Origin of the sequence: Pseudobacteriovorax antillogorgiicola, assembly GCF_900177345.1 — a bacterium.
In the GTDB taxonomy this organism is placed as follows: domain Bacteria; phylum Bdellovibrionota_B; class Oligoflexia; order Oligoflexales; family Oligoflexaceae; genus Pseudobacteriovorax; species Pseudobacteriovorax antillogorgiicola.
Genome location: NZ_FWZT01000028.1, coordinates 1 through 22441 on the forward strand (window position 1 = coordinate 1; position 22441 = coordinate 22441).

Annotated in this window: 20 protein-coding genes; 9 read left to right on the forward strand and 11 right to left on the reverse strand. The window is 46.0% G+C overall.

The window, feature by feature from the left end; genetic code table 11:
- Nucleotides 1-123: 123 nt before the first annotated feature.
- Entirely contained in the window at nucleotides 124-297 is a 174-nt protein-coding gene (locus B9N89_RS26615; RefSeq protein ID WP_143478281.1) for a MerR family DNA-binding transcriptional regulator, read from the reverse strand.
- Between the two features lie 375 nt (nucleotides 298-672).
- Between B9N89_RS26615 and B9N89_RS26620 the strand changes: the two genes are divergently transcribed.
- The 3 genes from B9N89_RS26620 to B9N89_RS26630 are packed head-to-tail and all read left to right on the forward strand — an operon-like array spanning nucleotide 673 to nucleotide 4418.
- Nucleotides 673-1134 carry a BLUF domain-containing protein gene (locus B9N89_RS26620; protein ID WP_132324527.1) on the forward strand — a complete coding sequence of 154 codons (462 nt, stop codon included), beginning with the start codon at nucleotides 673-675 and terminating at the stop codon, nucleotides 1132-1134.
- Nucleotides 1131-2348, forward strand: coding sequence for an ABC transporter substrate-binding protein (locus tag B9N89_RS26625; RefSeq protein WP_132324530.1), 1218 nt, complete (start codon nucleotides 1131-1133; stop codon nucleotides 2346-2348). Before B9N89_RS26620 ends, B9N89_RS26625 begins: the two co-directional genes overlap by 4 nt.
- A gap of 6 nt (nucleotides 2349-2354) precedes the next feature.
- Nucleotides 2355-4418, forward strand: coding sequence for an ATP-binding protein (locus tag B9N89_RS26630; RefSeq protein WP_132324532.1), 2064 nt, complete (start codon nucleotides 2355-2357; stop codon nucleotides 4416-4418).
- A gap of 14 nt (nucleotides 4419-4432) precedes the next feature.
- Here the strand turns inward: B9N89_RS26630 and B9N89_RS26635 are convergent, their stop codons facing one another.
- Nucleotides 4433-5743 (reverse strand): hypothetical protein, encoded by a 1311-nt coding sequence (locus tag B9N89_RS26635; protein WP_143478282.1) that lies wholly within the window; start codon nucleotides 5741-5743, stop codon nucleotides 4433-4435.
- A 129-nt stretch (nucleotides 5744-5872) separates the two neighbouring features.
- Between B9N89_RS26635 and B9N89_RS26640 the strand changes: the two genes are divergently transcribed.
- The gene (locus B9N89_RS26640; RefSeq protein ID WP_132324536.1) at nucleotides 5873-7867 is read left to right on the forward strand and encodes a 7TM diverse intracellular signaling domain-containing protein; all 1995 of its coding nucleotides are present in this window, start codon (nucleotides 5873-5875) and stop codon (nucleotides 7865-7867) included.
- A 139-nt stretch (nucleotides 7868-8006) separates the two neighbouring features.
- The gene (locus B9N89_RS26645) at nucleotides 8007-9425 is read left to right on the forward strand and encodes a YfcC family protein (protein ID WP_132324538.1); all 1419 of its coding nucleotides are present in this window, start codon (nucleotides 8007-8009) and stop codon (nucleotides 9423-9425) included.
- A 15-nt stretch (nucleotides 9426-9440) separates the two neighbouring features.
- On the opposite strand, the gene B9N89_RS26650 is transcribed toward B9N89_RS26645, so the two are convergent.
- A complete protein-coding gene (locus B9N89_RS26650; protein ID WP_132324540.1) occupies nucleotides 9441-11279 on the reverse strand; it encodes a pyruvate kinase in 1839 nt (612 codons plus the stop codon).
- A gap of 361 nt (nucleotides 11280-11640) precedes the next feature.
- On the opposite strand from B9N89_RS26650, the gene B9N89_RS26655 reads away from it, so the two are divergent.
- Nucleotides 11641-12267: a leucine-rich repeat domain-containing protein gene (locus tag B9N89_RS26655; protein WP_132324542.1), complete on the forward strand. Its 627-nt coding sequence runs from the start codon at nucleotides 11641-11643 to the stop codon at nucleotides 12265-12267.
- A 23-nt stretch (nucleotides 12268-12290) separates the two neighbouring features.
- Here B9N89_RS26655 and B9N89_RS26660 read toward each other — a convergent pair whose 3' ends face one another.
- The 3 genes from B9N89_RS26660 to B9N89_RS26670 all read right to left on the reverse strand — a co-directional run bounded on the left by B9N89_RS26660 (nucleotide 12291) and on the right by B9N89_RS26670 (nucleotide 13895).
- On the reverse strand, nucleotides 12291-12641 hold the full coding sequence (locus B9N89_RS26660; protein WP_132324544.1) for an Hpt domain-containing protein: 351 nt from the start codon (nucleotides 12639-12641) through the stop codon (nucleotides 12291-12293).
- Nucleotides 12642-12826: 185 nt separating this feature from the next.
- Nucleotides 12827-13243, reverse strand: a complete 417-nt coding sequence (locus B9N89_RS26665) for a type II toxin-antitoxin system HicB family antitoxin (RefSeq protein ID WP_132324547.1) — start codon at nucleotides 13241-13243, stop codon at nucleotides 12827-12829.
- Nucleotides 13244-13253: 10 nt separating this feature from the next.
- Entirely contained in the window at nucleotides 13254-13895 is a 642-nt protein-coding gene (locus B9N89_RS26670; RefSeq protein WP_132324549.1) for a TIGR04211 family SH3 domain-containing protein, read from the reverse strand.
- 328 nt (nucleotides 13896-14223) lie between these two features.
- Between B9N89_RS26670 and B9N89_RS26675 the strand changes: the two genes are divergently transcribed.
- Nucleotides 14224-15774, forward strand: a complete 1551-nt coding sequence (locus B9N89_RS26675) for a bifunctional GNAT family N-acetyltransferase/carbon-nitrogen hydrolase family protein (protein WP_132324551.1) — start codon at nucleotides 14224-14226, stop codon at nucleotides 15772-15774.
- An 82-nt stretch (nucleotides 15775-15856) separates the two neighbouring features.
- Here B9N89_RS26675 and B9N89_RS26680 read toward each other — a convergent pair whose 3' ends face one another.
- Nucleotides 15857-16750, reverse strand: a complete 894-nt coding sequence (locus B9N89_RS26680) for a mechanosensitive ion channel family protein (protein WP_132324553.1) — start codon at nucleotides 16748-16750, stop codon at nucleotides 15857-15859.
- 340 nt (nucleotides 16751-17090) lie between these two features.
- Between B9N89_RS26680 and B9N89_RS26685 the strand changes: the two genes are divergently transcribed.
- Nucleotides 17091-17927, forward strand: a complete 837-nt coding sequence (locus B9N89_RS26685; RefSeq protein ID WP_132324555.1) for a phospholipase A — start codon at nucleotides 17091-17093, stop codon at nucleotides 17925-17927.
- On the opposite strand, the gene B9N89_RS26690 is transcribed toward B9N89_RS26685, so the two are convergent.
- Together B9N89_RS26690 and B9N89_RS26695 are read right to left on the reverse strand one after the other, a co-directional pair.
- Nucleotides 17924-18652, reverse strand: a complete 729-nt coding sequence (locus tag B9N89_RS26690; protein WP_132324557.1) for an endonuclease/exonuclease/phosphatase family protein — start codon at nucleotides 18650-18652, stop codon at nucleotides 17924-17926. The two genes, B9N89_RS26685 and B9N89_RS26690, sit on opposite strands and share 4 nt — an antisense overlap.
- The gene (locus B9N89_RS26695; protein WP_132324559.1) at nucleotides 18645-19301 is read right to left on the reverse strand and encodes a TVP38/TMEM64 family protein; all 657 of its coding nucleotides are present in this window, start codon (nucleotides 19299-19301) and stop codon (nucleotides 18645-18647) included. The genes B9N89_RS26690 and B9N89_RS26695 overlap by 8 nt, the downstream gene beginning before the upstream one ends.
- Before the next feature lie 337 nt (nucleotides 19302-19638).
- On the opposite strand from B9N89_RS26695, the gene B9N89_RS26700 reads away from it, so the two are divergent.
- Entirely contained in the window at nucleotides 19639-20286 is a 648-nt protein-coding gene (locus tag B9N89_RS26700) for a hypothetical protein (RefSeq protein ID WP_132324561.1), read from the forward strand.
- Between the two features lie 59 nt (nucleotides 20287-20345).
- On the opposite strand, the gene B9N89_RS26705 is transcribed toward B9N89_RS26700, so the two are convergent.
- Nucleotides 20346-20621, reverse strand: a complete 276-nt coding sequence (locus tag B9N89_RS26705) for a hypothetical protein (protein WP_132324563.1) — start codon at nucleotides 20619-20621, stop codon at nucleotides 20346-20348.
- Between the two features lie 11 nt (nucleotides 20622-20632).
- A complete protein-coding gene (locus tag B9N89_RS26710) occupies nucleotides 20633-22396 on the reverse strand; it encodes a lipoxygenase family protein (RefSeq protein WP_132324565.1) in 1764 nt (587 codons plus the stop codon).
- Between the last annotated feature and the right edge of the window lie 45 nt (nucleotides 22397-22441).

The window sequence follows — 22441 nt, forward strand, 5'->3', positions numbered from 1 at the left end:
AAATAAAACTGAAACCATATTTCGAACCCGAATACTCAGGTCGACTAATACATTAGGAGCGAAAAAAATCTAGAAGTTAAGTTTTAGGGTAGCTTTTCTAATAAAATTTCGGATTTGGGTTGTCTAATAAAATTTCGGATTTGGGTTAATCGCTTGGGCGATCTCGTTCAGATCAAAGAGTCTTTGCCCACCTGGTGTTGTGCCAGCAACCTTAATCTTATCAGCGTTTGCCCATCTTCTAAGAGTATCAGGATGAACTCCGAGTTGTTTTGCTGCTTGTGTCAGTCGTACTTTCATATCGAAAAATATATGCAATTAGCATAGTCATGTCAAGACTAATCTAGAATATTTCTAGCTGCTTCTAGCCCCCTGGGATTCTTTATTCAATACACCGTAAAACGCCTTCCTTCAGGTGGGCGATATGGGGTTCACCGTATCCTTTCCCCCTGGGCAGGCTATTCTGGGAACGTTTTCGATAGTGGTACGATATTTTGATTCCTACATTTTCACTAGCAACCTAATATTACCCACTCAAATCACCTATCAAACGCAAAATAGCTAGCCCTCCAACCAAAGTTCGTCTCGCAAAATAAATTCTTACGAAGAAAAATGATTCCCCCAGAATCAATTAACTTCTATTAAACTTGGAACAACCGAAAACTAAGAGTCAGCTTGAAGCCCGGTCTACCCAGACCACTTGTCTCATCGACAGGTTGCCTCGAAGCAGGAAGGAGTGGTCAGCCATTGATTTATAACCTAGCCTACTATAGCACCCCGAGGGACGGCCTAAACGATGAAGATATTGCTGCCATTCTAAAGGTGGCTCGCAAATACAATAAAAAGAACGATATCAGTGGCATTCTCATCTATGAAAACAATCTATTCCTCCAAATTCTCGAAGGGGAGAAAGACAGAGTGAAAGACCTTTTCGATCGTATCCGAAAAGATCCTCGGCATCATAATATTCAACCCTACGTTCAATCTCTCGCCAGCGACCGAATCTTTCGCGACTGGTCTATGGCATACAAAAACCTAAATACGCTTGGTCTTCACTGGGTGGACGATTTACTTAAACTGGGTGATAAGAAACATCAGTATTTTGAGAGCCTTAAAAAAATCAGGGAGCAGTTATGAAAGGTCACTTTACCCTGCTTATCCTATCAGGTCTTATTGGGCTTCCTGATCGCCTCAGATCCGAGGACAAGCCAGCTCTTGAAATCTGGCTTGATGCAGATTTCACCAACTATCGTGAATCTTCTGTAGCGATCGAAATGGGTGCGCAACTTGCCATTGAAAACCACGGTTCCGCAATTCAGGGACGCCAGATCATTATTAAGCGAGTCGATCACCGTGGCAACAGCAAACGGAGTAAACGGAATATTCAGAGCTTTAAGACCAGTGAACAGGGTCTAGCAATGATGAGTGGTATTCACTCTCCTCCCCTTCTAGCTCACAGAAAATTGATCAATGAGGAAAAAGTTCCATTTTTAGTCCCTTGGGCAGCTGCTGGACCAATCACCCGAGCGGAAGGCCCATCAAACTATATCTTCAGACTGTCTATAGACGACTCTAAAGCCGGAATATTCTTAAGCAACTATGCGGCAAGGACTTTGAAATCGACCAGCCCTTGCCTGCTCCTGGAAGACACTGGCTGGGGCACGTCCAACCTAAAAACTATGGGGCTAGGCTTTCAAGAAAATAAGGTTCAGATCGCTAAGGTCGTTCGCTTTCAATGGGGAATTAAAAGCAACCAAGCAAAACATATTGCTGCGAAACTTTACGATGCAAACTGCGACTTAATTCTCTTGGTAGCGAACTCAAAGGAGGGCGCGATCCTCATCAACGCCCTAGCCCATCACCCAGAGCCCACTAAAATTCCCGTACTATCCCATTGGGGAATCACAGGTGGTGACTTTCATGAAGTTGTGCCTCATAGCATTCGCAGTCTCCTAAATCTGAAATTTATCCAGACTTCCTTTAATTTTAACCAGATAAAAAGCACTAGAAAAAAGCAAGTTTTCGACAGGCTTATTCAGACAAATCCAGATATTCGGTCCAGCAGTGACATTAAGGCTGGAACTGGTGTCAGTCATGCCTATGACTTGACATCGATTGTGCTACTTGCACTCCAGTCCATGGATCTATCGCAACCTATCACCAAGCTAAGGGAGCAATTAAAGCACTCCTTGGAAACAAAGCCGTTGAGGTTCGATGGTTTGGTTAAATCCTACAAAAACCCATTTAAACCATATCGAAAAGACAATCCTGATGCCCATGAAGCACTGACCCTAGAAGACTTTGCCATCGGTTACTACAGCAAAGACAACGTGATCTTAAACGTGGAATGACTTGCCGTGAAGAAGCTGACCTATAAATTTATTATCTATATCTTCGGCTCTATCTTTGCCTTAGGTTCTTGCTTTCTTGGCTTGTTCCTATTCAACCTATCCACGTCTCTAGACCTGGTGTTTCAGCAGCAGGGACGCTCAGAAATTCAAACCTTTCGCGAATCATTGAAGACATTTCTAAGGTCAGTTGAACGATCTCACCGGGAGAAGGCTGCTCACACTGAAATCATCAACGCGGTGGTTCAGGAGTCCGTACATAAAGCCTACCTAAAGGATCTCTTGGAACAGTTCACCATCATCGACGATCTGAGCCAAAGTCGTATCTACGATTTCGAAGGCAAGCTTATCTTAGAGACCATCCACCCTGATCTCAACCTCCAGCCCGACCAGTGGCAGGCCATCGAGACCAAGCTAGAGCCTATAATTAACGGTAAGCTTGACCATGTTCTAACCCATATCCAAAGGTCAGACCAGAATCACGTCTTAGCAATTCTCCACCCCATTAAATACCAAAACTCTATAGAAGGAGTGCTCGTAACCATAGGGAAGCCAAAGTTTGATGACGTCTTCAAAGGTTTTCTGAGGCAGGATCTACGAAAGATCGAGGTTTTAGACAGCCAACACCAACTGGTCCAGAGTTTTAAAAAACCCGAAGCTAAGGATGAATCCTTCGATATCGAATTTACCGAGGCTATCAAGGAACACGGTCTTATCTTAAAACTATCGTTGAATACTTCATTGGCATCAAGTGCCTTGGTCAGGCTATTTTCGCAAAATCTCCTTATTCTGATTTTCATTGTGATCATCGCTGCGTTTCTCATCAGTCGCACTGGTTTTAGCCTCATCGTCGCTCCTCACATCGAACTGAACAGAGAGAAGGAAAGAGCGGAAAATGCTGAGAAGGTAAAAAGCGAGTTCCTTGCAAACATGTCCCATGAAATCAGAACCCCTTTGAATGGTATTCTAGGCATGGTAGAGTCATTGCAGGACACTCCGCTACAAGCCTCACAACAACGCATGCTTAAATTGATTTCTGTCTCTGGTGAAGCTTTGCTCACCATTATCAACGACATTCTTGATCTATCTAAAATCGAGAGCGGAAAGTTGCAGCTAGAGGCGCGGCCTTTCCCTTTCAAAGAGCTGATTGAATCGTGCAAGCACCTACTCGAGCTAAAGGCACAAGAAGGTCAAAATACCATCACTCTATCGATCGCGCCTGAAGTCCCTGATTTTATAGTGGGCGACGAGGTTCGCATGCGGCAAGTCATTTTCAATCTTCTTTCCAATGCGATCAAATTCACTGAAAACGGCGAAATTTTAGTGACCTGCAAAGTATACGAGAAAGCGGATGCCTCCAAAAATCTCTCTGTGTCGGTAAAAGATACGGGAATTGGAATTTCTGAGGCCAATCAGGCGAAGCTATTTGAAGCTTTCACCCAGGCAGATACGTCTACAACTCGAAAGTTTGGCGGAACCGGCCTCGGTCTCTCCATCTGCTATAAGCTGGTAAAACTCATGGGTGGTCAGATTTTTTTACAGAGTGATCTTGGCAAAGGCAGTGAATTCACCTTTCTCATACCTTTAAAAGAGGCTCAAGCACCAATACAAGACCAAATCCCTAGCGAGAAATTGGCTAGGAACTCAAACCAGGTACTTCCTCCGGACTTAAAAATTCTTGTCGTGGAAGATAATAAAATCAACCAAGAGCTAGCTGTAAGTATATTTGATAGACTTGGCTATAAGATCCATCTTGCAGAGAACGGCATTGAAGCGGTGGAAAAAGTATCCCAACAAAGCTTCGATGTGGTTTTCATGGATATGCAAATGCCCAAGCTGGATGGAGTTGAGGCCACGAAACAGATTGTGGCGGCACTAGGCGAGACCCGTCCCCCGATTATTGCCCTAACTGCTAACGCTTTTGAGCAGGATCGAAGGCGCGCAATCGAAGCAGGAATGGTTGGCTTCATCACAAAACCTTTCAAGAAGAAGATGATCATTCAGGCGATCCTAGATCACGTCAGACCAGCTGACAATCACGTAGAAGCGACCCCCTTAAGAAGTAACCAATGAGCGTTCAAAGGTCGTCACGCTGAATTTGACAAGATTTGAGGCTCGTCGAGAAGCCTGTGGAAGACCTGTTTGTTGTGGCTCGCTCCACGAAGAATCAAACCATGATCCTGGAGTGTGAGAACTTGAAACTGATCACGAACTCGGTTCGGTAGGCTATTGTATACAAGCTCCTGGATTATCAGCAATGAACGATCCTCTTGGAGTGCCTGTGATAGCTGCGAGCGTAGCTCATTGATACGCTCTGCAACGATCAGGGCTTCTCCATAGAGTTGATACTCCACGGGTAAACCTTGGGTATAATAGCCTTCTAATTGACCTCTTGTGATGGTGATAGTGCATGATATGTGTCTTGGATAAGAGAGCCCAGTAATCAGCTCTAGAAACTTGGCATTAAACTTCTCAGCAAGGGTCAGTGCAAGTTCTGATGGCGATTGATCTTCAGAGCAGGCAAATGGAAAACCGATGGTGCAAACGAATTTGTCGCCGAACTCACTCACTCGATAAGCATCGACAACCGGCCCCTCACCAATACGATGATCCTGCCCCTCAGCGAGGATCATCCTGCTAAAGTTGCTAAATAGTTCACGAAAAATGCACTGAGCCTGTTCATGTTTTACCGAACTGGAATCGTTGATCTGAAAGATTAGACAGCAACCCGCGCCCTCCTTCACTGGCATCGTTTCTTCCAGAAGTTGCCCTCCTGAGATCATGCTTACTTGATGCGGATACAAAACTTTACGCACTTCATTTGAGCTATGCGTGACTTCCCGCCGCAGGCTAGAATACTCGCGGCTTTTGCGGTGGTGAACAGCGTTGTTGATAGCTGTACTTATCCCTGAAAACGCAAAGAAGAACAGAAATAGCTTTTCATCGACACCAAAGTCGATCGAAAGAGCATAGATTAAAACGATAGCCAATAACAAATTAGCAAGTGCAAAGGCTAAGGTTTTGCTAAAGCCAAAGTTGGATTTTATATATAAAAGACCAAATGAGAATAGAAAAAGCAGAACGAAGCCATTGTATTCAGGGTTAGCTTGTAGACCTGCAAATTGCCCCCAGATCCCATGGGCAGCAGTAAGACATAACGTTACAAATTTAGGAGATAGGGACAGCTTATCGATGATAAATGGAGTATTTAAAACACAACCTAAGAAAACGAGAGCACCAGGCACCAGAGCAAAGTGAATAAAATTAATGTTTGCTGGAGAATCAAAGATAAAGCTAAAAACATAAATTGAAACAATAACTAAGCCCCATCCTACAATGCCAAATAACGACATCAGGATACCAATTTTAGACTGACGGTTTAGCTTAGACCAAGACATCAAGATTTCAATCTCCTCGTGCCTAATGATCGGGATTTCTATGGGTTTCCTGAATGGGAGCGCGACAAGCTTTAGTTAGTCTCATAGCTTACCGAAAAAAAATGGAGATTTTCTATACTTTGAGCATTCATGTACCAGTTAATAAACAGTCTCCTCATCGTTTTAGGCCTAGCTCTAGGTAGTAATACACTACTGGGAGCAGAAGTCGAACCCCTGACCGCCCCAGTTTTGTCCCTGGACGAAAACGAACAAGCTTGGAGTGGAGCCTATATCAATCGCTATGCCGACATCCGTCTCCATAGGGAAAATCTCGATTTCCAAACAGTGGATGATATTTTCGATACTTTGCCGCAAAATTCCTTCAGTTTTCAGGATAAGGCCGCGAATCTTGGAAAAATTGACGATTCAGCTTATATTCGGCTGTTTATAGAAAGCACCGATAATGATCTGATCTTCCTTAGTATCAATCATCGATTTGTTGAGTTCATCGAACTCAGAGTCCTTAATCCGAGTGCTCGTGAGCATTTTCAGCGGAGTGGAGCTAGCGTTGATATGAGCGAACGCCCCATCCCATCTCGATCGTTCCTGTTTCCAGTTCGTCTTGAGAAAGGACTCAATCAAGTTGACTTCAAGGTGGGTGGAAAATACACCATCAATATTCCCCTCAGGATCTGGTCGGAGGAAGGCTTAGACCTCTATCAGGATAGTCGGAACCTTCTTATTGGTATGGCCGTTGGGGCTATGCTCATCATTGCGATATATAATCTGATCATCGCAGTCTTGTTACGAGACTCGACTTTCTCAACTTATAGCTTATTCACTTTCACACAAGTAGCCCATCTTTCATACACCTTTGGTATTATGCAAGTATTTGCCTATAAGTTTTTTCATATCTCATTAATTCCACCCATATTAGGCTCCACTTTGATCATGATCGGATTGCTGGTATCGTCTTTCTTTATTCGCAGTTTCTTTCTGATCCCAAGGAAGAGTTGGCTAGGTTTTACCTGGTCAGCCTTTGAGTTACTAACAATCGTCTCTATTCTAGCCTCCTCGATAAAACACCAGCACTCCAGCACCGCTGTTTTCATTTGTGGAACCATTGCAACCATTCTCATTATCTATACCTCTCTTATGGGCATCATAAGAACCAGGGATGACACTTATATCAAGATTTATGCAGCGGGGTGGCTGCTTTATGTTCTCGGAGGGGTGACAGCTCTTTACACTTCGTTTGGCTATATTGAGAGAAACTGGTTTACCGTACACGTTCACCTGTTCGTTAGTGTAGGCGAGCTGGTCCTGTTTTCTCTATCCCTCGGAGGGAAGATGAAGCGGACCGTTGATGGGTTTGAGGTGGAACAACGGATTTCTATGCATTCTTACCGCCAGCTAGAAAAGGTTTTTTATCCGCACCAAATTCGCTTGATCAAAGAAGGAGGTACTGTCGAAAAGACAATGCCTACCTCCCCGGGAAAGGCCTGTGTGATCTGCTTTGACATTGTTAATAGCAGCCAGATTCGCCACGAACGAAGCAAGCAGTTTTTTCGCGCTGTGTTGCTAGGCTGTCACCAAGAATTATTAGAGGGCTACGATGATAGAAAGCTTCGTTCCCGCGGGTTTCGTGTGAAAGAAATGGGAGATGGCTTTCTTTGCTCTGTTGGCTACCCCTTTCAGGTTCCTGAAGGCGGATCATCAGAGCAAGCTCTAAAGCTATGTCTCGACTTCTACAAAATTTTTGAGGAAGAAGCCAAAAAGCTCGACTACATCGATGAGATCAATTGTAGTATGGGTGTGGTGCTAGGGCCGGTCCAGGGCCTCTATACGCAACACCCTCCCATTCAATACGATTTAGAGGGATCGGCTCTAGTCCTTGCCACTCGGTATGAAGCAGCGAGGAAGATCGATCTTGATCCAATTGATCTGTTTAAGGGTAGTACAATCACGGTGCAAGAAACTGTCTTTCTCAGCCTTCCTGAGCCCTTACGGCAAGAATTTACCGAGGTAGCTTTAACACGACCTCAGGCGCAAAAGCTGGACGACCCCGATGCTGTGTCTCTTTACGTATTAGATCTTCGGAATTCTGAAACTGGATCGACTTATCTCAGCCAAAAAGCCTCTTAAAGAAAACCGACACACCTCGGTCAGTGTGTACTTGGGCTTTGGTTGATGGGCGATAGCGTGTATGGTATTGGTGCTCGAAGCCATATGCTTCAAGCTCATATTTTCTTTTGAATCCTTTAGTTAGTAGTGAAACGCACCAATGACAGAAAAAATAAAGATCCCCCACACCCTGATTTTATTGCTCGCCATGATGCTTGTGGCATACCTAGCCACATGGATCGTTCCCCAAGGTTTTTTTGAAACCATCACCTTAGACAATGGCCGCCAGTCCGTCGTTCCTGGCACCTTCCAATTGAGTGAGGAAAAAACAAGGCTCACTCCCATGGATTTCTTCGTCGCAATTCCACGAGCTTTTGCCGGTGCTCAGGATGTTATCTTCTTTGTATTTATTATCGGAGGAGTCTTGGCCATCGCTCGGTCGACGGGGACTATTGATGCCCTCATCGGAAGTCTACTGGAACGCTTCGGCAAGAAACCTCACATGCTAATCTTCATGGTGATTTTCAGTTTTGCAATGGCTTCTGGCGTGATTGGCGCAGCAGGCGAATATATTCCGTTTATTCTTATCCTGGTGGGCCTGTGCCGGGCCATGAGATTGGATGCCATGACCGCAGTGGGTATGACTGTAACTGGCTATGGTATCGGCTATGGTGTGTCTGCCTTCAACCCTTTCACCGTGATGATTGCCCAGAGCATTTCGAATGTACCCATATACTCAGGCATCGAGCTCCGTTTGGCAATTTTTGTACCCTTTGTAGTGATCGGATTTCATCATGTCTGGTCTTATGCCAAAACAGTACTGGCCAACCCAGATGCATCATTGACAGCACACATTCCCTGCCCACTTAAAGGCACGGACAAAGCCAATTACCCTAAAATTACCTTGGCACACAAACTGATTCTACTTGGCTTGGTTGTTACCATCATCACTGCGGTCTGGGGCATTTCACAGCATGGTTGGTATCTCGATGAGCTTGGTGCTCTGTTTATTCTCTGGGGACTGTTCACTGTCATCGTTGGCAGGCTAAATGCCGACGAAGCTGCAGAGCAATTCATCGAGGGAGTGAAGGAACTTGCGAACACCGCTATGTTAGTGGGCGTAGCAAGAGGCATTGCCTTGATTCTAGAAGATGGTCAGATCCTTCATTCTTTAGTCTATGGTATGTCGTTCCCCTTATCATACGTCGGTTCTGAGATCGCCGCTGTGGGTATGCTAGTGATGCAGACTCTATTGAATTTATTCATTCCCTCAGGCAGCGGCCAAGCCTATGTCACCATCCCCTTACTGGCACCTGTTGGGGACCTAGTCGGTGTTAACAGGCAGGTGGTTGTGCTTGCTTATCAGTTTGGTGACGGATTTTCTAATATGATCATACCAACAAACGCCGTGCTCATGGGCATCATCGGAATGGCAGGGATTCCCTATCATCTGTGGTTTCGATTCTGTTTGCCACTTCTGACAAAGCTTATGGTCGCAGCAGCGATTGTGTTGGTTGCAGCAGTGCTACTTGACTATGGAGCAGACGTGCAACCTGTGCTGTCGATCAACGGGAAGTAAGTCTCCCGTAAAACCTCATGTCCAATTGAGCCTTTCGGACCCATGCTGGTAAGAATCAAGATGCCGATCCTTGACGATGGCCAGCTCTCTCATCAAGGTGGTATTCTGCCTCTGGTGCCCCGCCATGCGACAGCAAACATCATGAGTCATTTGAAGAGCATCGAGGATGAAGTCCCCTTGGTTGAGCATGATACAATCTGCTCGTTCGCCTCGGCTGACATCACTGACATCACCGCGGCTCGGGAGCCCGCTTTTTGCCAGAGACTCCAGAACTTGCGTCGCCCAAATCACCGGCACATGGGCTGCTCGGGCAAGGGTGAGAATTTCCTCCTGAAGTTCGGAAAGTCTAGAGAAGCCCACTTCAACAGCTAGATCGCCGCGAGCAATCATAATGCCAAGCTGATCAAGCTTCAATCCCTCGATAATAATGCTAGGCAAGTGATTGATTGCTTGCTTGGTTTCTATTTTAAGAACCACACCCTTGCTCTGATCCAGTTGCCTGGAGTTTAGAAATTGTCTCAGCTCACGGACATCCTGAGCGTGCTTTATAAAAGAGAACGCGAAGATATCTGCAACTCCGTGAAGTAGATCGATCGTTTCTTGATCGTCTGCGGTGAGAGCCGCAAGCTGAGGCGATTGATCGGGGAAGTTAATACCGCGATCGCCTTTCATAACAAAGCCCTTGCTAGGTGCGCGAAGTACTTTCAAAACAACAAAACCAGAGATTTCATCCTTGTCATGAACCACGGTTGCTAGACGTCCATCGTCGAACACCACTGGATCTCCCACTGCTAGAGTGTCCCAAAAGGCTTCGAAATTAGCCTCGATGCAGAAATGCTCTCCGTGGTAGTCGTTCATAGATAAACAAAGACTGAAAAGTTCCCCTTGGTGAATTCGATGTTGGATCTCCCAGGGCTCCAGGTGAGACACTGCTAGAACCAGATCATGACCGCGATGCAGTCTCGTAACATTTCCAAGGTAAGCATTGCGATAAGACTTTATGAATCGATGATCCTCAAAAACCTCTACCACTGCCCGACGCTTTCGACCACGCAAATCACGGAAATGCAAGACGTCACCATCGTTGAGGCTCGATAATTGACCACAAACGGGCAAGCACGGCTCACTATGATTTACCAGAGGATAGGACACTAAGTGTACACGAGCCGGCGTCAGCACATGGCCATAGGCATCCTTAGTGGTTTTTAGCTTAAAAACCCCTGGCCCCTGACCAAGTGATCGTGTTCTAATCTTAGGGCCAGATAGGTCACACATCACTTTAATATCGAGGTCTTTTTTACGTGCTAGGTGCTTGACCTCTAGAGCGGTTTTGAACTGATCTTCAATGCTACCATGACCACAATTAATTCTTGCGAGCTCCATACCACCATCCATAAGCTGAGTTATTAACTCTTGGTCCTGATGGGCATCGCTTGGGATAGTGACCATAATTCTAGGGCGACGGTCGCCTCTTTTGGGGCCTAACAGTTTTTCGGTATGATCATCTAATAGTGCTTTCCCTTGTTTCAATTCATCATCAACACTTTCAATGGCGTTTAGCGGGTCAAAGTCATTATCGGTGAATTTCAGCAACCATGCATGGCTCGCTTTCATGCTCCCATGAATGGCTAGCTCGCTGCGCCCCAAGGATGATAAGCCGACCGCTTGAAGATCGTCCTGCAATGGCCTTAGGTCGACATCACGAACACAAAGATACTGAAGAAAGTTGGTAAGGGATTGATGCTTGCCTGGCAGGGAGCCGCTAAGATTGGTGCGAGCACCGTCCATTTGCTCGATCAGTTCGGCTAGCTGCTGCTGCATATTAGCAAGACGGCTGGTCATCGAAGTTTTCATAACGCCTCCTTTGGTATCGAGTTTGCAGTACCTTGAGAGCGTAGGATCGAAGCTAGGTTTACCATGATCTCAATTGTCAAATAAAGCAAGCAACGAATGAAAGGACTCCAAAGGAGGCAAAACACGATTCCAAGAACCGCACTCTTTTTTACACTCCGGATAACTTGCACTATTGACGAGTTCGGTTCGCTATGTCACTTTACCAGTGTGTAAGGTATCTATTTAAGGAAACAAAGAGCTTTCAGTTCTCACAGAAGTAATTGCTCTTTCCGTTTTATCCTTTATGCTCACCGTCTCTGGTAACGAACAGAAGCGAAGGATTGCCATGATTGATTCAATAAGATTGCGAATACTGTTTTTAATGTCGCTTATTCATTCGGTTAGTAGCTATGGGACAGAAAAGGCTGCCTGCCCGGAAGGTCAATCTTGGAACGATACTTGGAAAGCCTGCTTACTGACAATTCCTAGTTGTGCCGAACAGGAGTACCTCGACCAGGCCTCCATGACATGTAAGGCGATCAGAAGCTACGTGGATAAGGAAAGCTGCCAGCGGCAGGGCCTCCGCTTTGATCAGAAATCTCGGAACTGTCAACCATTAAACTTTGTCGATCGCTGTGAATCGTCGGAGCACTCCTATGATTTTCTTCGAACCATGTCGATCATCGTCAATAGCCTGCAAGCAAAGTCTTGTCGTGAAGCTTTTGAAGAGATTGAGCGCACGAAAAGCCTGAAGCTCAATGACCCTCATTTCGTGGTTGGTAGCCTTGAGCCTCTACGCTACTTGCCCAATCTTGAGTATCTCGACCTAAGCTATCAGAGGCTTGATCATATCGACGACCTAAGTGAGCTGAAACGCTTAAAAACCGTAGTCATCACTGGCAATGATATCCAAGACCTATCACCCATCAAGGGAATCAGAGGGCTACAGCTCATCGATCATAGCGACGAGGATCATTCTGCGCCCGCTGATAACTCATTAGTTTACTGATTATCGATTTTTGGCTTGATTCGCTAGCTGGCGTAACGTTGTAAAAGGGTTCCCACCTCGGCAATCACTTTTGGATAAAGTTCAGAGAACTCCTTAAGTGAATCTGTAATGCCATCGGCGGTTCCTGCCTTAGCCGTTGTTTCCATTCCCAAAGCCAAGTCGTAGAGCTTGGGGCAGTAAAAGTTTCCCACCATTCCCTTGAGGCTATGGAGTTCTTCGCTGAGTGCATGATAGTCTGTACCCTGCAAAAGACCTTCTAGTTTGACAACTGATTCTTTTACTCCAACTTCAAATTTGGGCAGCATCATCTCAATAATATCCATGCTATCTTCGTATTCAGATAGAAACTGTTCTTCATCGATGTATGTTGTCATAGTCAAATTCCGTCGTTCTTGCCGTTGTCTTCTTGCTCATCGACAAACACCACAAAATTTTCTTTAAAAAACGACTTTCTTTCAGAATGGTAACAAATAGGCAGGAAGCAAGGCTCAGAGCCAAGCAACTAGGGCTTCGTAAGAAGCCACTTTATTAAATTATATCAGGACTATAGATGGGTCAGCTAATCGGTACGCTTCTTGACACTTACAATCACATCGAGCCCCAAAGCATCCAGCATGGAAAAGAATTGAGCCGCAGTAGACTGGCGAGAGCCTGATTCAATCTCCTTCCACAGTTCTGAATCAACACCTTTCGCCCGAGAGGCAATGCGACTTAGGGGCTCTTCTACTGTCTCACGGTGGCGCTTGATCATCACGTGAAGTATTTGGCCGGGTTTTTTGAAGCGAACACCAAAAACACCTTGAAGCTCGTGGAGCCAGTCGAACGTTGCGATAACATCAGGAAATTCCTCTGAAAAAACTTCCTTTAACTCGTTAAAAGCATCCTCCTTGCTATCCCCCTGAACCATCAAATCAAGACCCGGTACATCTGCCAGCCAGCAGCCAGCGTCCTCGAATACTATACCATTGAGTTGCATTCATGTTTCCTTATCGCAGTCGAATCCCAGAGTTACGGCGCTTCTGGCCTCTGGGTTTCATGTAAGGTAAAACAAAACCTACCAAGGTGCCAAGAGCAATAGCAAAGATTCCTAGCTTGATGCCCTCATTTCGCTGATCTTCTTCCAAAAGGAAGTTTTTCTCTTTGACGTCAGTTAGCTCTTTCTCCAATTGAACAACCTTAGCTTTCAGGCTTTGATTTTCCTGATCAATTTCCACAGCTGAAGATGACACTTTCTTAATCCGCTCCAATTGATTCACCAGTCCATCTCGTTCCGACTTAAGACTTTCTGCCTGTGACTTAAATTGGTTTAGCTCCTGGCGAATCTCTGTCATGCGTTTCATGTCGTCATTCAGTTGCTCTAGCTTCATGGCAGCGATTGGCTCATCAAGAAGGAATCGAGCTTTAACCCAACCTTGCCTCTGCTTTTCTCCGTGTGACTTGATCTCAGTATATTCATCCGCCGACTTGAGAGCCGTTACCTGAGTCCCGCTTTTTAGATAGCCGATGATCTTGTGCTTATTAGACGGGCCCGTGCGAACTGGGATGTATAAGACATCAGAAACATACTTGCGTGCTGCGAATGAGTTCATGGAGATAAGGAGCAATGTGATAAGGCCGATGTATTTCATGACTGTCCCTCTGTGGCAATAAATTCCGTCTATCCTTGCTAGTTAGCATAGGGCCAAAAAATTTCAAACTATCGAACGCCAGGGATTTCCGGCCAGACAAGAGTTTCCCGCCTCCATGACCAGTTCGACACCTTCAGAAGCCCCAAGACCCAGCCCACAGGACTACCCGCCACAAAAAACCTGTATCCTTTCTGCCACAGCTTAATTTTTTCAAAGGATCAGATGACTTGCCTCACATGGCTGTTTCACCAAAAGAGCGCCCCATGGTAAAACGTAAGCGTGAAAGCTCACTCTATGAAATTGAATCGTAATTCGGGAAGGACGTTCTATGCTGCAGGTGAGACAGGCGAAACCCCAAGACATCGTCGCTATTCGTGACTTGGCTAAAAAGTGTTATCCTACTGAGCCTCCATACACCCTGGCGATGCTTCGGGGTCACATCAACCACTTCCCCGAGGGTCAGTTTGTTTGTGAATACGAAGGTAAGATCGTCGGCTACTGCGCCACATTCATTGTATCCGGCAATGTTGCCCTGCACCCTCACACTTGGATTGAAGTAAGCGGTGGTGGCTTCGCCAGTACCCACGACCCTAAGGGCAATTACCTTTATGGCATGGAAGTCTGTGTGGACACCAGTTACAGGCACCTCCGCATCGGTAAGCGCCTTTATAACGCTCGGAAGAAACTCTGCCAGTACCTACGGCTTGAAGGCATCATTTTCGGTGGTCGAATTCCCGGCTATGGCCGCCGCGAAAAGTCTGTGGAAAGCCCTGAAGAGTATGTCGAGCTTGTCAAGCAACGGAAGTTTCGAGACACCGTGGTCAATTTTCAGCTCAGACAAGGCTTCGAATTTAGGGGGATTTTGCCAGGCTATCACCCTGATGATCGGGAGTCTCGTGGCTATGCAACTCTTATGGTATGGCGCAATCCAGAGATCGAGCCTGGTACGCCACGAACCTTGGACGATGAAAGCACCCGCAGTCAACGGCTGCACAAAAGAGTCCGCGTAGCAACGGTTCAGTACGGCCAACGATCCTTGGATTCCTTTGAAACTTTTAAAAAGTATGTTGAATACTTTGTGGATGTGGTTGCCTCTTACGAAGCAGATTTTGTGACCTTTCCAGAGTTATTCACAGTTCAACTGCTTTCAATCGATAACAAGGCTGATCTCACCCCGGCTCAAGCCATGGAAACGCTAACTCGCTATACCGAGCCGTTTAAAGAGTTCATGCTAGAACTAGCAATTCGCTACAACATCAACATCATTGGCGGCTCCCACCCCACCAAAACCAACGATAGCAACGATAGCAACGAAGTTTATAATGTTTGCTACGTGTTCCTCCGCCAAGGTGAGATCTATGAACAGTATAAAATTCACCCTACCCCAGACGAACGCTATTGGTGGAATATTAGAGGGGGCCATGAGGTAAGCGTTATTCCCACAGACTGCGGGCCTATCGGAGTCTTGATCTGCTATGACTCCGAGTTTCCCGAGTTGGGCCGTCACCTGATCAATCAAGGTGCAAAGTTGCTATTTGTGCCATTTTGCACGGACGAACGGCAAAGCTACCTGCGCGTCCGCTACTGTGCTCAAGCCCGTGCTGTGGAGAACCAATGTTTTGTGGTGCTATCTGGCAACGTAGGAAACTTGCCGGGGGTTCCCAACATGGATATTCAATATGGGCAAAGCTGTATCTTAACCCCCTGTGACTTTAGTTTTGCTCGTGATGGCATTGCAGCGGATACTACACCTAATGTGGAGACTGTTGCCATGGCTGACCTTCGCTTTGATGACCTTACTTATGCTAGGAACAGCGGCACGGTGCAGAACCTTAAAAACAGGCGCCACGATCTTTATTCGATCCGTTGGAAAAAGTAAAAACCCTTATTACCAAAAAACTCCACGGGTCATTCGAACCCGTGGAGTTTTTAATCGATGGATAAACTTAATGGTCGCCTTTTCAGCCATTTTTACCAGGCATAGCAGCCTTTAAAGCCTCGCTTGCAGACTCCGAAAAATCCAAAGTTCTGATTGGAAATGGAATATCGATACCAGCGCCATCAAGAGCTTTTTTAGCAGCAACAATCGCCTTATGTCTCACATCGAGGAAGCTAGGACCACCGGGATACTTGATCCAGATATAGCCGACCAGGTTTACAGATGAAACACCCAACCCTTCCACGAAAACTGTTGGCTCAGGATCATTTAGAACATCATCTAAACCCTTCACAGCTTCCAAAATGAGATCTTTCGCCTGATTCAAATCAGCGTCGTAGCTAACACCAATATTGAGTGTGATCCGTCTTTGGCCATAGCTGCTGTAATTGGTAAACTTTCGCTCCATGAAATGCTTGTTGGGAATCACAATTTCCTGCCCCGAAAAGTTACGCATCACAGTATCGCGAATTCTGACATCCACAACAGTGCCAAGTTCACCATCGATCTCGATTACATCGTTAAGTTTAATCGGCGCTCTGATGCCAATCATAATGCCTGAAACAAAATTTGCCGCTAGGTCTTGGAATGCAAAACCAAGTGCTAAACCCATGACCCCAACACCAGCTAGGAGTGAAAAAACCGCTTGCTGAAGTTGGAGCACGCTTAGTGCGAGAATGAACCCTACCGCGATCACAGACACCCGCGCCATTGAGCTTAATAGATTGCAAAGGCTCGGATTCACCACAGTCCGACCTATAACCGAAGACACAATACGTGCTGTCCACCGCGCTAGAATCCAGAAAGTAACTAGGAGAACCAACGCCACTGCGATATTCGGCAAGCTCTCAATAAACTTTTCTACCCAGCCCCATAACTTATCGTTCAATGCTTCGAAGGCAACCTGTATCGACTCCATATTAAAACGATTCCTTTCCGTACCTATCCATGTCAATTATTCTGCTGCGGACCGATAGCTCCACCGCTATCGTCAGACCGTGCCCATGTTTGATGCTACGAGCTGCAAGGGGTATACCACGAGCATTTTGCGTTCGCCAACAGAACCTTACACTCCTGACCGCTGCAAGCTGTAGCATTGTCCCTTTGCCTTGGCTGGCTAGTGTATGGTTCAGCCTTCATACAATGGGTAGGAGCACACCATTGTAAAGCTATTCCAAAGGGCACAGGCTTTGCATCGCCGCAGCTGTGAGATAGAGTGAACGTCTCTCTGTAGCAATCAACTAATCAAGATAATCAATATGACACCCAATTCATCGCGGCGACTTCTTATATGGATACTGTTTCTCAACCTAAGCCCAAGCAAAGCATGGGCTGTGCAAGGCATGAATACGCAGAAAAACCGGGTCGATGATACGGAGGATCTCATCATCAATCAAATGCGCGAAGAACAGGCAGAGAATATCTACCGCCTGCGGGATGTCTACATGCTGGGAGGCAACCCAAATACCAAGGTTCAGCTAAGCGCTAAATTCAAGCTGCTGAAGTCTCAACCACTATACTTCGGCTACACCCAGAAAATGTTTTGGGACTTGCTTAGGAAAGACTCTAACCCCTTTCGCGATATCACATACAATCCAGAAATCTTTTACACTCAGGAAATGACCGCATCCGATAGCTCTCTCAAATTCCTGAGTGTCGGCTTGGATCATCGATCCAATGGTAAGGCTGAGGAAGAGTCCCGTGCCTACAATGCCGCTTTCGTTCAAGGCGATGGTCGGTGGAAGATCGCCGACATCCCGGGCACCTGGAGCTTACGGCTTCAGAACGTCTTCTCCGTAGACAAAACCAATCCAGACATTCGCGAACATATTGGCTTCTGGGAAGCACGGGTCTCTGTCGCTGACTTGTTCGGTGATCGACTGGCCTATAAAGTTGAGGCTTACCTGAATGTCTTCGCAGGTGGTCCTTACGGAGTGGATTTAAGCCAAGGCGGCCAAGAGCTGGGCTTTAAGTTCAGAACTAGAATCTTTGGCTTCTTCCCTTACCTCATGTTTCAAGTATACTACGGCCACAAAGAATCACTTTTGGAGTATCAGGACTACACGAAAGCTTACCGGTTTGGAATTCTGCTTTAGGCCGATTCATGAAATTGTAGCTGCGCTAGATATGGAAGGTGGTCTGACGACCAACCTTGCCTACCAAAGCCTCGGACTCGAACGTCGATCGCTGAAAAACCTTTCATATAGATTCGATCCAAAGGTAGCACGGGGGTTGGGCAAGGAAATGTTCGCGGCAAACGATTGGACAAACTTTGTCCGGCTTCCACGAAGCCAGCATCTCGAATTTCATTGTGCAGACGCTGATTCCAGTCATTGAAGTCACCTAGAAGAGCTAGTGGATGGTGGCTACCTAAGTTGTCTAAATAAGACTTGAGCGTTTGCCATTGACTCAGCGGCTCTTTTTCACTGAGACCCAGGTGAGTATTCAAGATGGCGAGTCTTTGATCACCGCAACGAAGAAGGCAAAATAACCCACCTCTTGGTTCCCCTGTATCCGTTTTCAAACTCACTCGGTCTTCTAGAAGAATCGGATAGCGGCTTAATACAGCATTCCCTTGGTTGCCATCAGGAAAGGATACATTGTAGCCGAACGAGCTATGAGGCCACAGCTCATTACAAAGCTCTTCAAGGTCTGACCGTCGCCACCGGTGACTGCGCCAGACTTCTTGAAGGCAAATAACATCGGCTTCGGTAAGCTTCATCAATTTATATATATCATTGCTGGTGGGCCGCCGCCTAAACGGCGACTTCATCCGGTGAACATTATAGGTGATTATCTTGATATCCTGACTATCAGGCATGAGCACTCTCCTCTGAAATATTTTGGTCTTTTTGAGAAAACCTTTGATTCAAGCCATAAAATATTCCAAGAACCACGATCACTGATCCCACAAATAACGCGATATTCTCGGCACTGGGTTCGCTAATCAGTTCGAAGAGACTATTTTGAAAAAAGACCAGACTCACTGTTCCTGGTAGAATCCCCAGGGCCGTGCCGAGGATGTAAATCCCAAAGTGAACTTTCACAGATCCAGCTGCGATGTTGACCAAACTAAAAGGGGCTACAGGAGTCAGCCGAACAAGTACCAGTGGCAAAATATGTCGTCCTTTGATCTTCTCACCAATGGTGAGAAGCTTTTTTGGCAGCATACGATGCAATAATTTTTGAGACAATAGCTGACCCAGAACATAGCCTCCTGCTGCGGCTCCTAGTACGCCACATAGAATATAAGTCACCGCTTCATAACCGTGAAAGATACTAGCGAAAGCTAGAATCAAAAGGTTTACGGGAACAAACAACATGGCACTCAGGGCAAATATGAGGACCGCTAGTAGCGTTCCCTGCCAACCAGATGACGAAGCCAAGTTCAACTCACTCCGAAGCCAATCTTGAAACTTCGCAAGATCGAGATCTAAGTAGAAAAGGGTCGCTGCAAGGGCAACTCCCATCACTAGTAGTGATATGATCCTGATCGACGTGCCACGAAAGATACTCCCTGATGAGTCGTGATCACTGTAAGCTGTTCTATCAATAATTTGCTCGAATTTCAGGGGCTGGTCCCAATCAAGTAAACCTTTGTCGACGAGGCCTGTAGGTGACGCTCACCCATTACCCAGAAACCCAGCTGCTCACCCAAAAACTTACTAAACCCCCTGCTCTGAATGTGTTTTGAATTTTTTTATAAATATTTTTTAACTTTGGCACTCGGGTTGCAAAGAGGAGAACATCGGCGGACGTGAAACACCACGTCTTTAAAAACCAATTTAGACTTGAGGAGATTTTGGAATGCGTATTATGATGAGTGTACTTCTATGTGGTGCCCTAGCAGCTTGTGGTGATGACGACGGTGATGATAAAAATCCCGTCCAGGAAGCTGTTGATGCTGGTTTCAATCTAGCGAAACAATCAGGCCAACCGGGTAACACTTGGGCAACAACATGTCGTGGCTTTAACGTTCTCGACGCCAATATCATCTCAAGTTCAAGCCAGGAGGTTTGGGACTTCAACGCTGCGAATACGGACGTCACAAGGTCATTTTCAATTTATAGTGACGATAGCTGCGAAGACAGCTTCGGTTCCCTAGAGTTCTTAGGAAACTACGAACTGAAAGATGAATCCAGTGATGTCTACCCAATCAACTTACAATTCGACAAGGCTTACCTTACCCCATCAAACCAATCTTTGGTAGACGCCTTGAACACAGCAGGATGGTGTGGAATTTCTGATTGGAAAGTAGATAAGAAAACGGATATTTCAGGTCAGTTAGGCGAAGGTGCTTGCCGGGTTCCTCAGAACATGGGCGAGAAAGGCTACGATGTAATCGTGGTCGAGGATGATAAACTGTACTTCGGAACCCCTTTAAGCCCAGCTGCAGCTTCTGAGTCTGAGCGGCCTCAAGAAGCAAACCGCGACATTGTCTTCAACCGTAAATAGCACACGGCTAAGAATATGCGGAAAAGGAGGAAGCCCGAGAGGCTTCCCCTTAATCAGGATTACTGAGCATCCCGAGTCATGTATTCAACAACCACAAACTCTTCAAGGCGATCTCGCTTTGTTGCTTTAGCTTTTTCACGCTTGATAAAAGCCTTAACAAACTGACGAACATTGCTTTCATCGTCAACGCTACCAGGAACGTTTGCAAAGATTGCTTGGCAAAGATCATCTTCTAAAGAAGCAGATGCGAAAGCCTTTGAACTTCCAGCAGCCACACCCAATGAAGCTCCTGTGATCTTTAACAGGCTACGTCTAGAAATAGTCTTGTTTATCATGTCACAGTCTCCTAGATATTGATACTTTGTGGGATTTTAGATGGTACTAGGTACTCGTAGCTAGTACGTCGCGTCTTGTTACGATCCTTGATAGTACTCTCAACACCTCTTAAGGCTAGTTGGAACTTCCATAGTTTAGGAACAACTCTTTTATCAGAGAACGTGCCCAAATTGTACTGACCCAACTGCGTGTAATACGTCTGACCAAGAAGGTGAAGCGTATGAACTTGCTTGATCGCACGGTCGAGTGGTGGCAAGAACTCAGTCGCGCCTTGCTCGTCGAGACCTTCAGTCGTAGGAGCCGGCTGGTAGCCAGCAAGTGGCTGGTAAGCAACCGCTGAAGCACGGCCCTGAGGGAAGTTTACAGCAGCGTGTTGCGCAGAGCATGTGAAGAGAATCATTGTTAAGGTCTCAACCAATACTTGCTTTGTAATGATGCCTTCAGATGGAGCGAAGCCATTCACTCGACCAGCGTCAGGAGCCATGATTTCAGATGTCCAAGCTGCTAGCTCGTTGTCGTTGGCGACATCGCTATCGCTGTTATAGTACAGATCAACATAGTCAGAAACCCAGTCCTGAATAGCGTTCCAAACTAGAAGACCATCGTCTCGGTAAGGGTAATTTTTGATTTTACTGGAGCTATCAACACCACGAGCCTTCAGGTTAGCTGGTAGAAGGTTGTCACGGAAATGGAAGCTGTTACGCTTGATGCGAAGCACTTCGTAACCTGTTTCGATCTCAGCTGATAGTAGCTGCTCCACAGTACCGCCCTTCGGAAGAAGAGTCTTAACAGCCAAGGCGTTAATTGGCAAAGTCCCTTCGAAGTGAGGAACGAGTAATGTATGCAAAGGATGTTGAGGAGCCAACTGCCTGAAAGTTGCGATAACAATAGGGTCGATCAATAAGTGTGTTAGACCAAGGTGTGAAACAACTTCATGGTAGTTAGAATCTGCAACCTTTACCATAGTCTTAGCAATGAGCCAGTCCCACTTGCCTGAGAAAGGCGTCAAAACAAGAGCATCAGCGCCTTGCTCATTTTGGATAGCAAGGATTTCAAGGTTGTCACCATTCTTAGGAACCGCAAGGAAGACGATCGGTCGGTAACCATACTTTGGTTGGTCTGGATGCTGGCCATCTTTGAGCAACGCAAGTTCGAAGTAATCAACGACGAAGAGGCGCTCATCAGCGATCATACCTTCGATAGAATCATCAGCAAACTTTGGGTGTTGGTTAACATGATCATCATTAAAACCATAGTTATCCTGAAGAGCAGTAAGCTTTTGGATCATCACTGGATTAAGACCAGCAACGAAATAGTCGGCAAACTCACCGTCGTCAAACAGCTTGTCTCCGCCTTCTGGAATATCAAATTGCTTAAACAGCTCGTAGTACTGTGTGAAGCTGGAAGGGCGCTTGTCTTTAAGAGCTACACCTAAATCCGGGTTCGTGTAGCGGATATAGTTCAACAGGTCACCATCGATCAACATCTTAGCGATTTCAGAAACCGGCTTTTCAGGAAGCGGAAATTCAAAGACGTAGTCTTTATCTTCCAAAATCTTTTCCCAATTTCGACGGATCTGATACTGGGTTGCAACGATCTTAAGATTCCATAAAGTTCCGGCCTTAGCTTCGTCTGGTATGCTAGCGGAAATGGGCACCTGATCTACAACCGAGAAATCGTACTGAAATTTTTGTCGAAACTCCTCAAGTTTCTCAAGCCGCTTCTCGGGCTTTGAGTCAAACTGAGGCAAGCTAGTTTGGCTAAAAAGCGTCATTTCAAATCTCCATATAGATATTGAAGGTAGTTGCCGTATTTAAGA

Coding starts and splice junctions, on each gene's coding strand:
- B9N89_RS26615 (WP_143478281.1), bottom strand. CDS start 297: ATGAAAGTACGACTGACACAAGCAGCAAAACAACTCGGAGTTCATCCT.
- B9N89_RS26625 (WP_132324530.1), top strand. CDS start 1,131: ATGAAAGGTCACTTTACCCTGCTTATCCTATCAGGTCTTATTGGGCTT.
- B9N89_RS26635 (WP_143478282.1), bottom strand. CDS start 5,743: ATGTCTTGGTCTAAGCTAAACCGTCAGTCTAAAATTGGTATCCTGATG.
- B9N89_RS26640 (WP_132324536.1), top strand. CDS start 5,873: ATGTACCAGTTAATAAACAGTCTCCTCATCGTTTTAGGCCTAGCTCTA.
- B9N89_RS26645 (WP_132324538.1), top strand. CDS start 8,007: ATGACAGAAAAAATAAAGATCCCCCACACCCTGATTTTATTGCTCGCC.
- B9N89_RS26650 (WP_132324540.1), bottom strand. CDS start 11,279: ATGAAAACTTCGATGACCAGCCGTCTTGCTAATATGCAGCAGCAGCTA.
- B9N89_RS26655 (WP_132324542.1), top strand. CDS start 11,641: ATGTCGCTTATTCATTCGGTTAGTAGCTATGGGACAGAAAAGGCTGCC.
- B9N89_RS26660 (WP_132324544.1), bottom strand. CDS start 12,641: ATGACAACATACATCGATGAAGAACAGTTTCTATCTGAATACGAAGAT.
- B9N89_RS26665 (WP_132324547.1), bottom strand. CDS start 13,243: ATGCAACTCAATGGTATAGTATTCGAGGACGCTGGCTGCTGGCTGGCA.
- B9N89_RS26670 (WP_132324549.1), bottom strand. CDS start 13,895: ATGAAATACATCGGCCTTATCACATTGCTCCTTATCTCCATGAACTCA.
- B9N89_RS26675 (WP_132324551.1), top strand. CDS start 14,224: ATGCTGCAGGTGAGACAGGCGAAACCCCAAGACATCGTCGCTATTCGT.
- B9N89_RS26680 (WP_132324553.1), bottom strand. CDS start 16,750: ATGGAGTCGATACAGGTTGCCTTCGAAGCATTGAACGATAAGTTATGG.
- B9N89_RS26685 (WP_132324555.1), top strand. CDS start 17,091: ATGACACCCAATTCATCGCGGCGACTTCTTATATGGATACTGTTTCTC.
- B9N89_RS26690 (WP_132324557.1), bottom strand. CDS start 18,652: ATGCCTGATAGTCAGGATATCAAGATAATCACCTATAATGTTCACCGG.
- B9N89_RS26695 (WP_132324559.1), bottom strand. CDS start 19,301: ATGGGAGTTGCCCTTGCAGCGACCCTTTTCTACTTAGATCTCGATCTT.
- B9N89_RS26700 (WP_132324561.1), top strand. CDS start 19,639: ATGCGTATTATGATGAGTGTACTTCTATGTGGTGCCCTAGCAGCTTGT.
- B9N89_RS26705 (WP_132324563.1), bottom strand. CDS start 20,621: ATGATAAACAAGACTATTTCTAGACGTAGCCTGTTAAAGATCACAGGA.
- B9N89_RS26710 (WP_132324565.1), bottom strand. CDS start 22,396: ATGACGCTTTTTAGCCAAACTAGCTTGCCTCAGTTTGACTCAAAGCCC.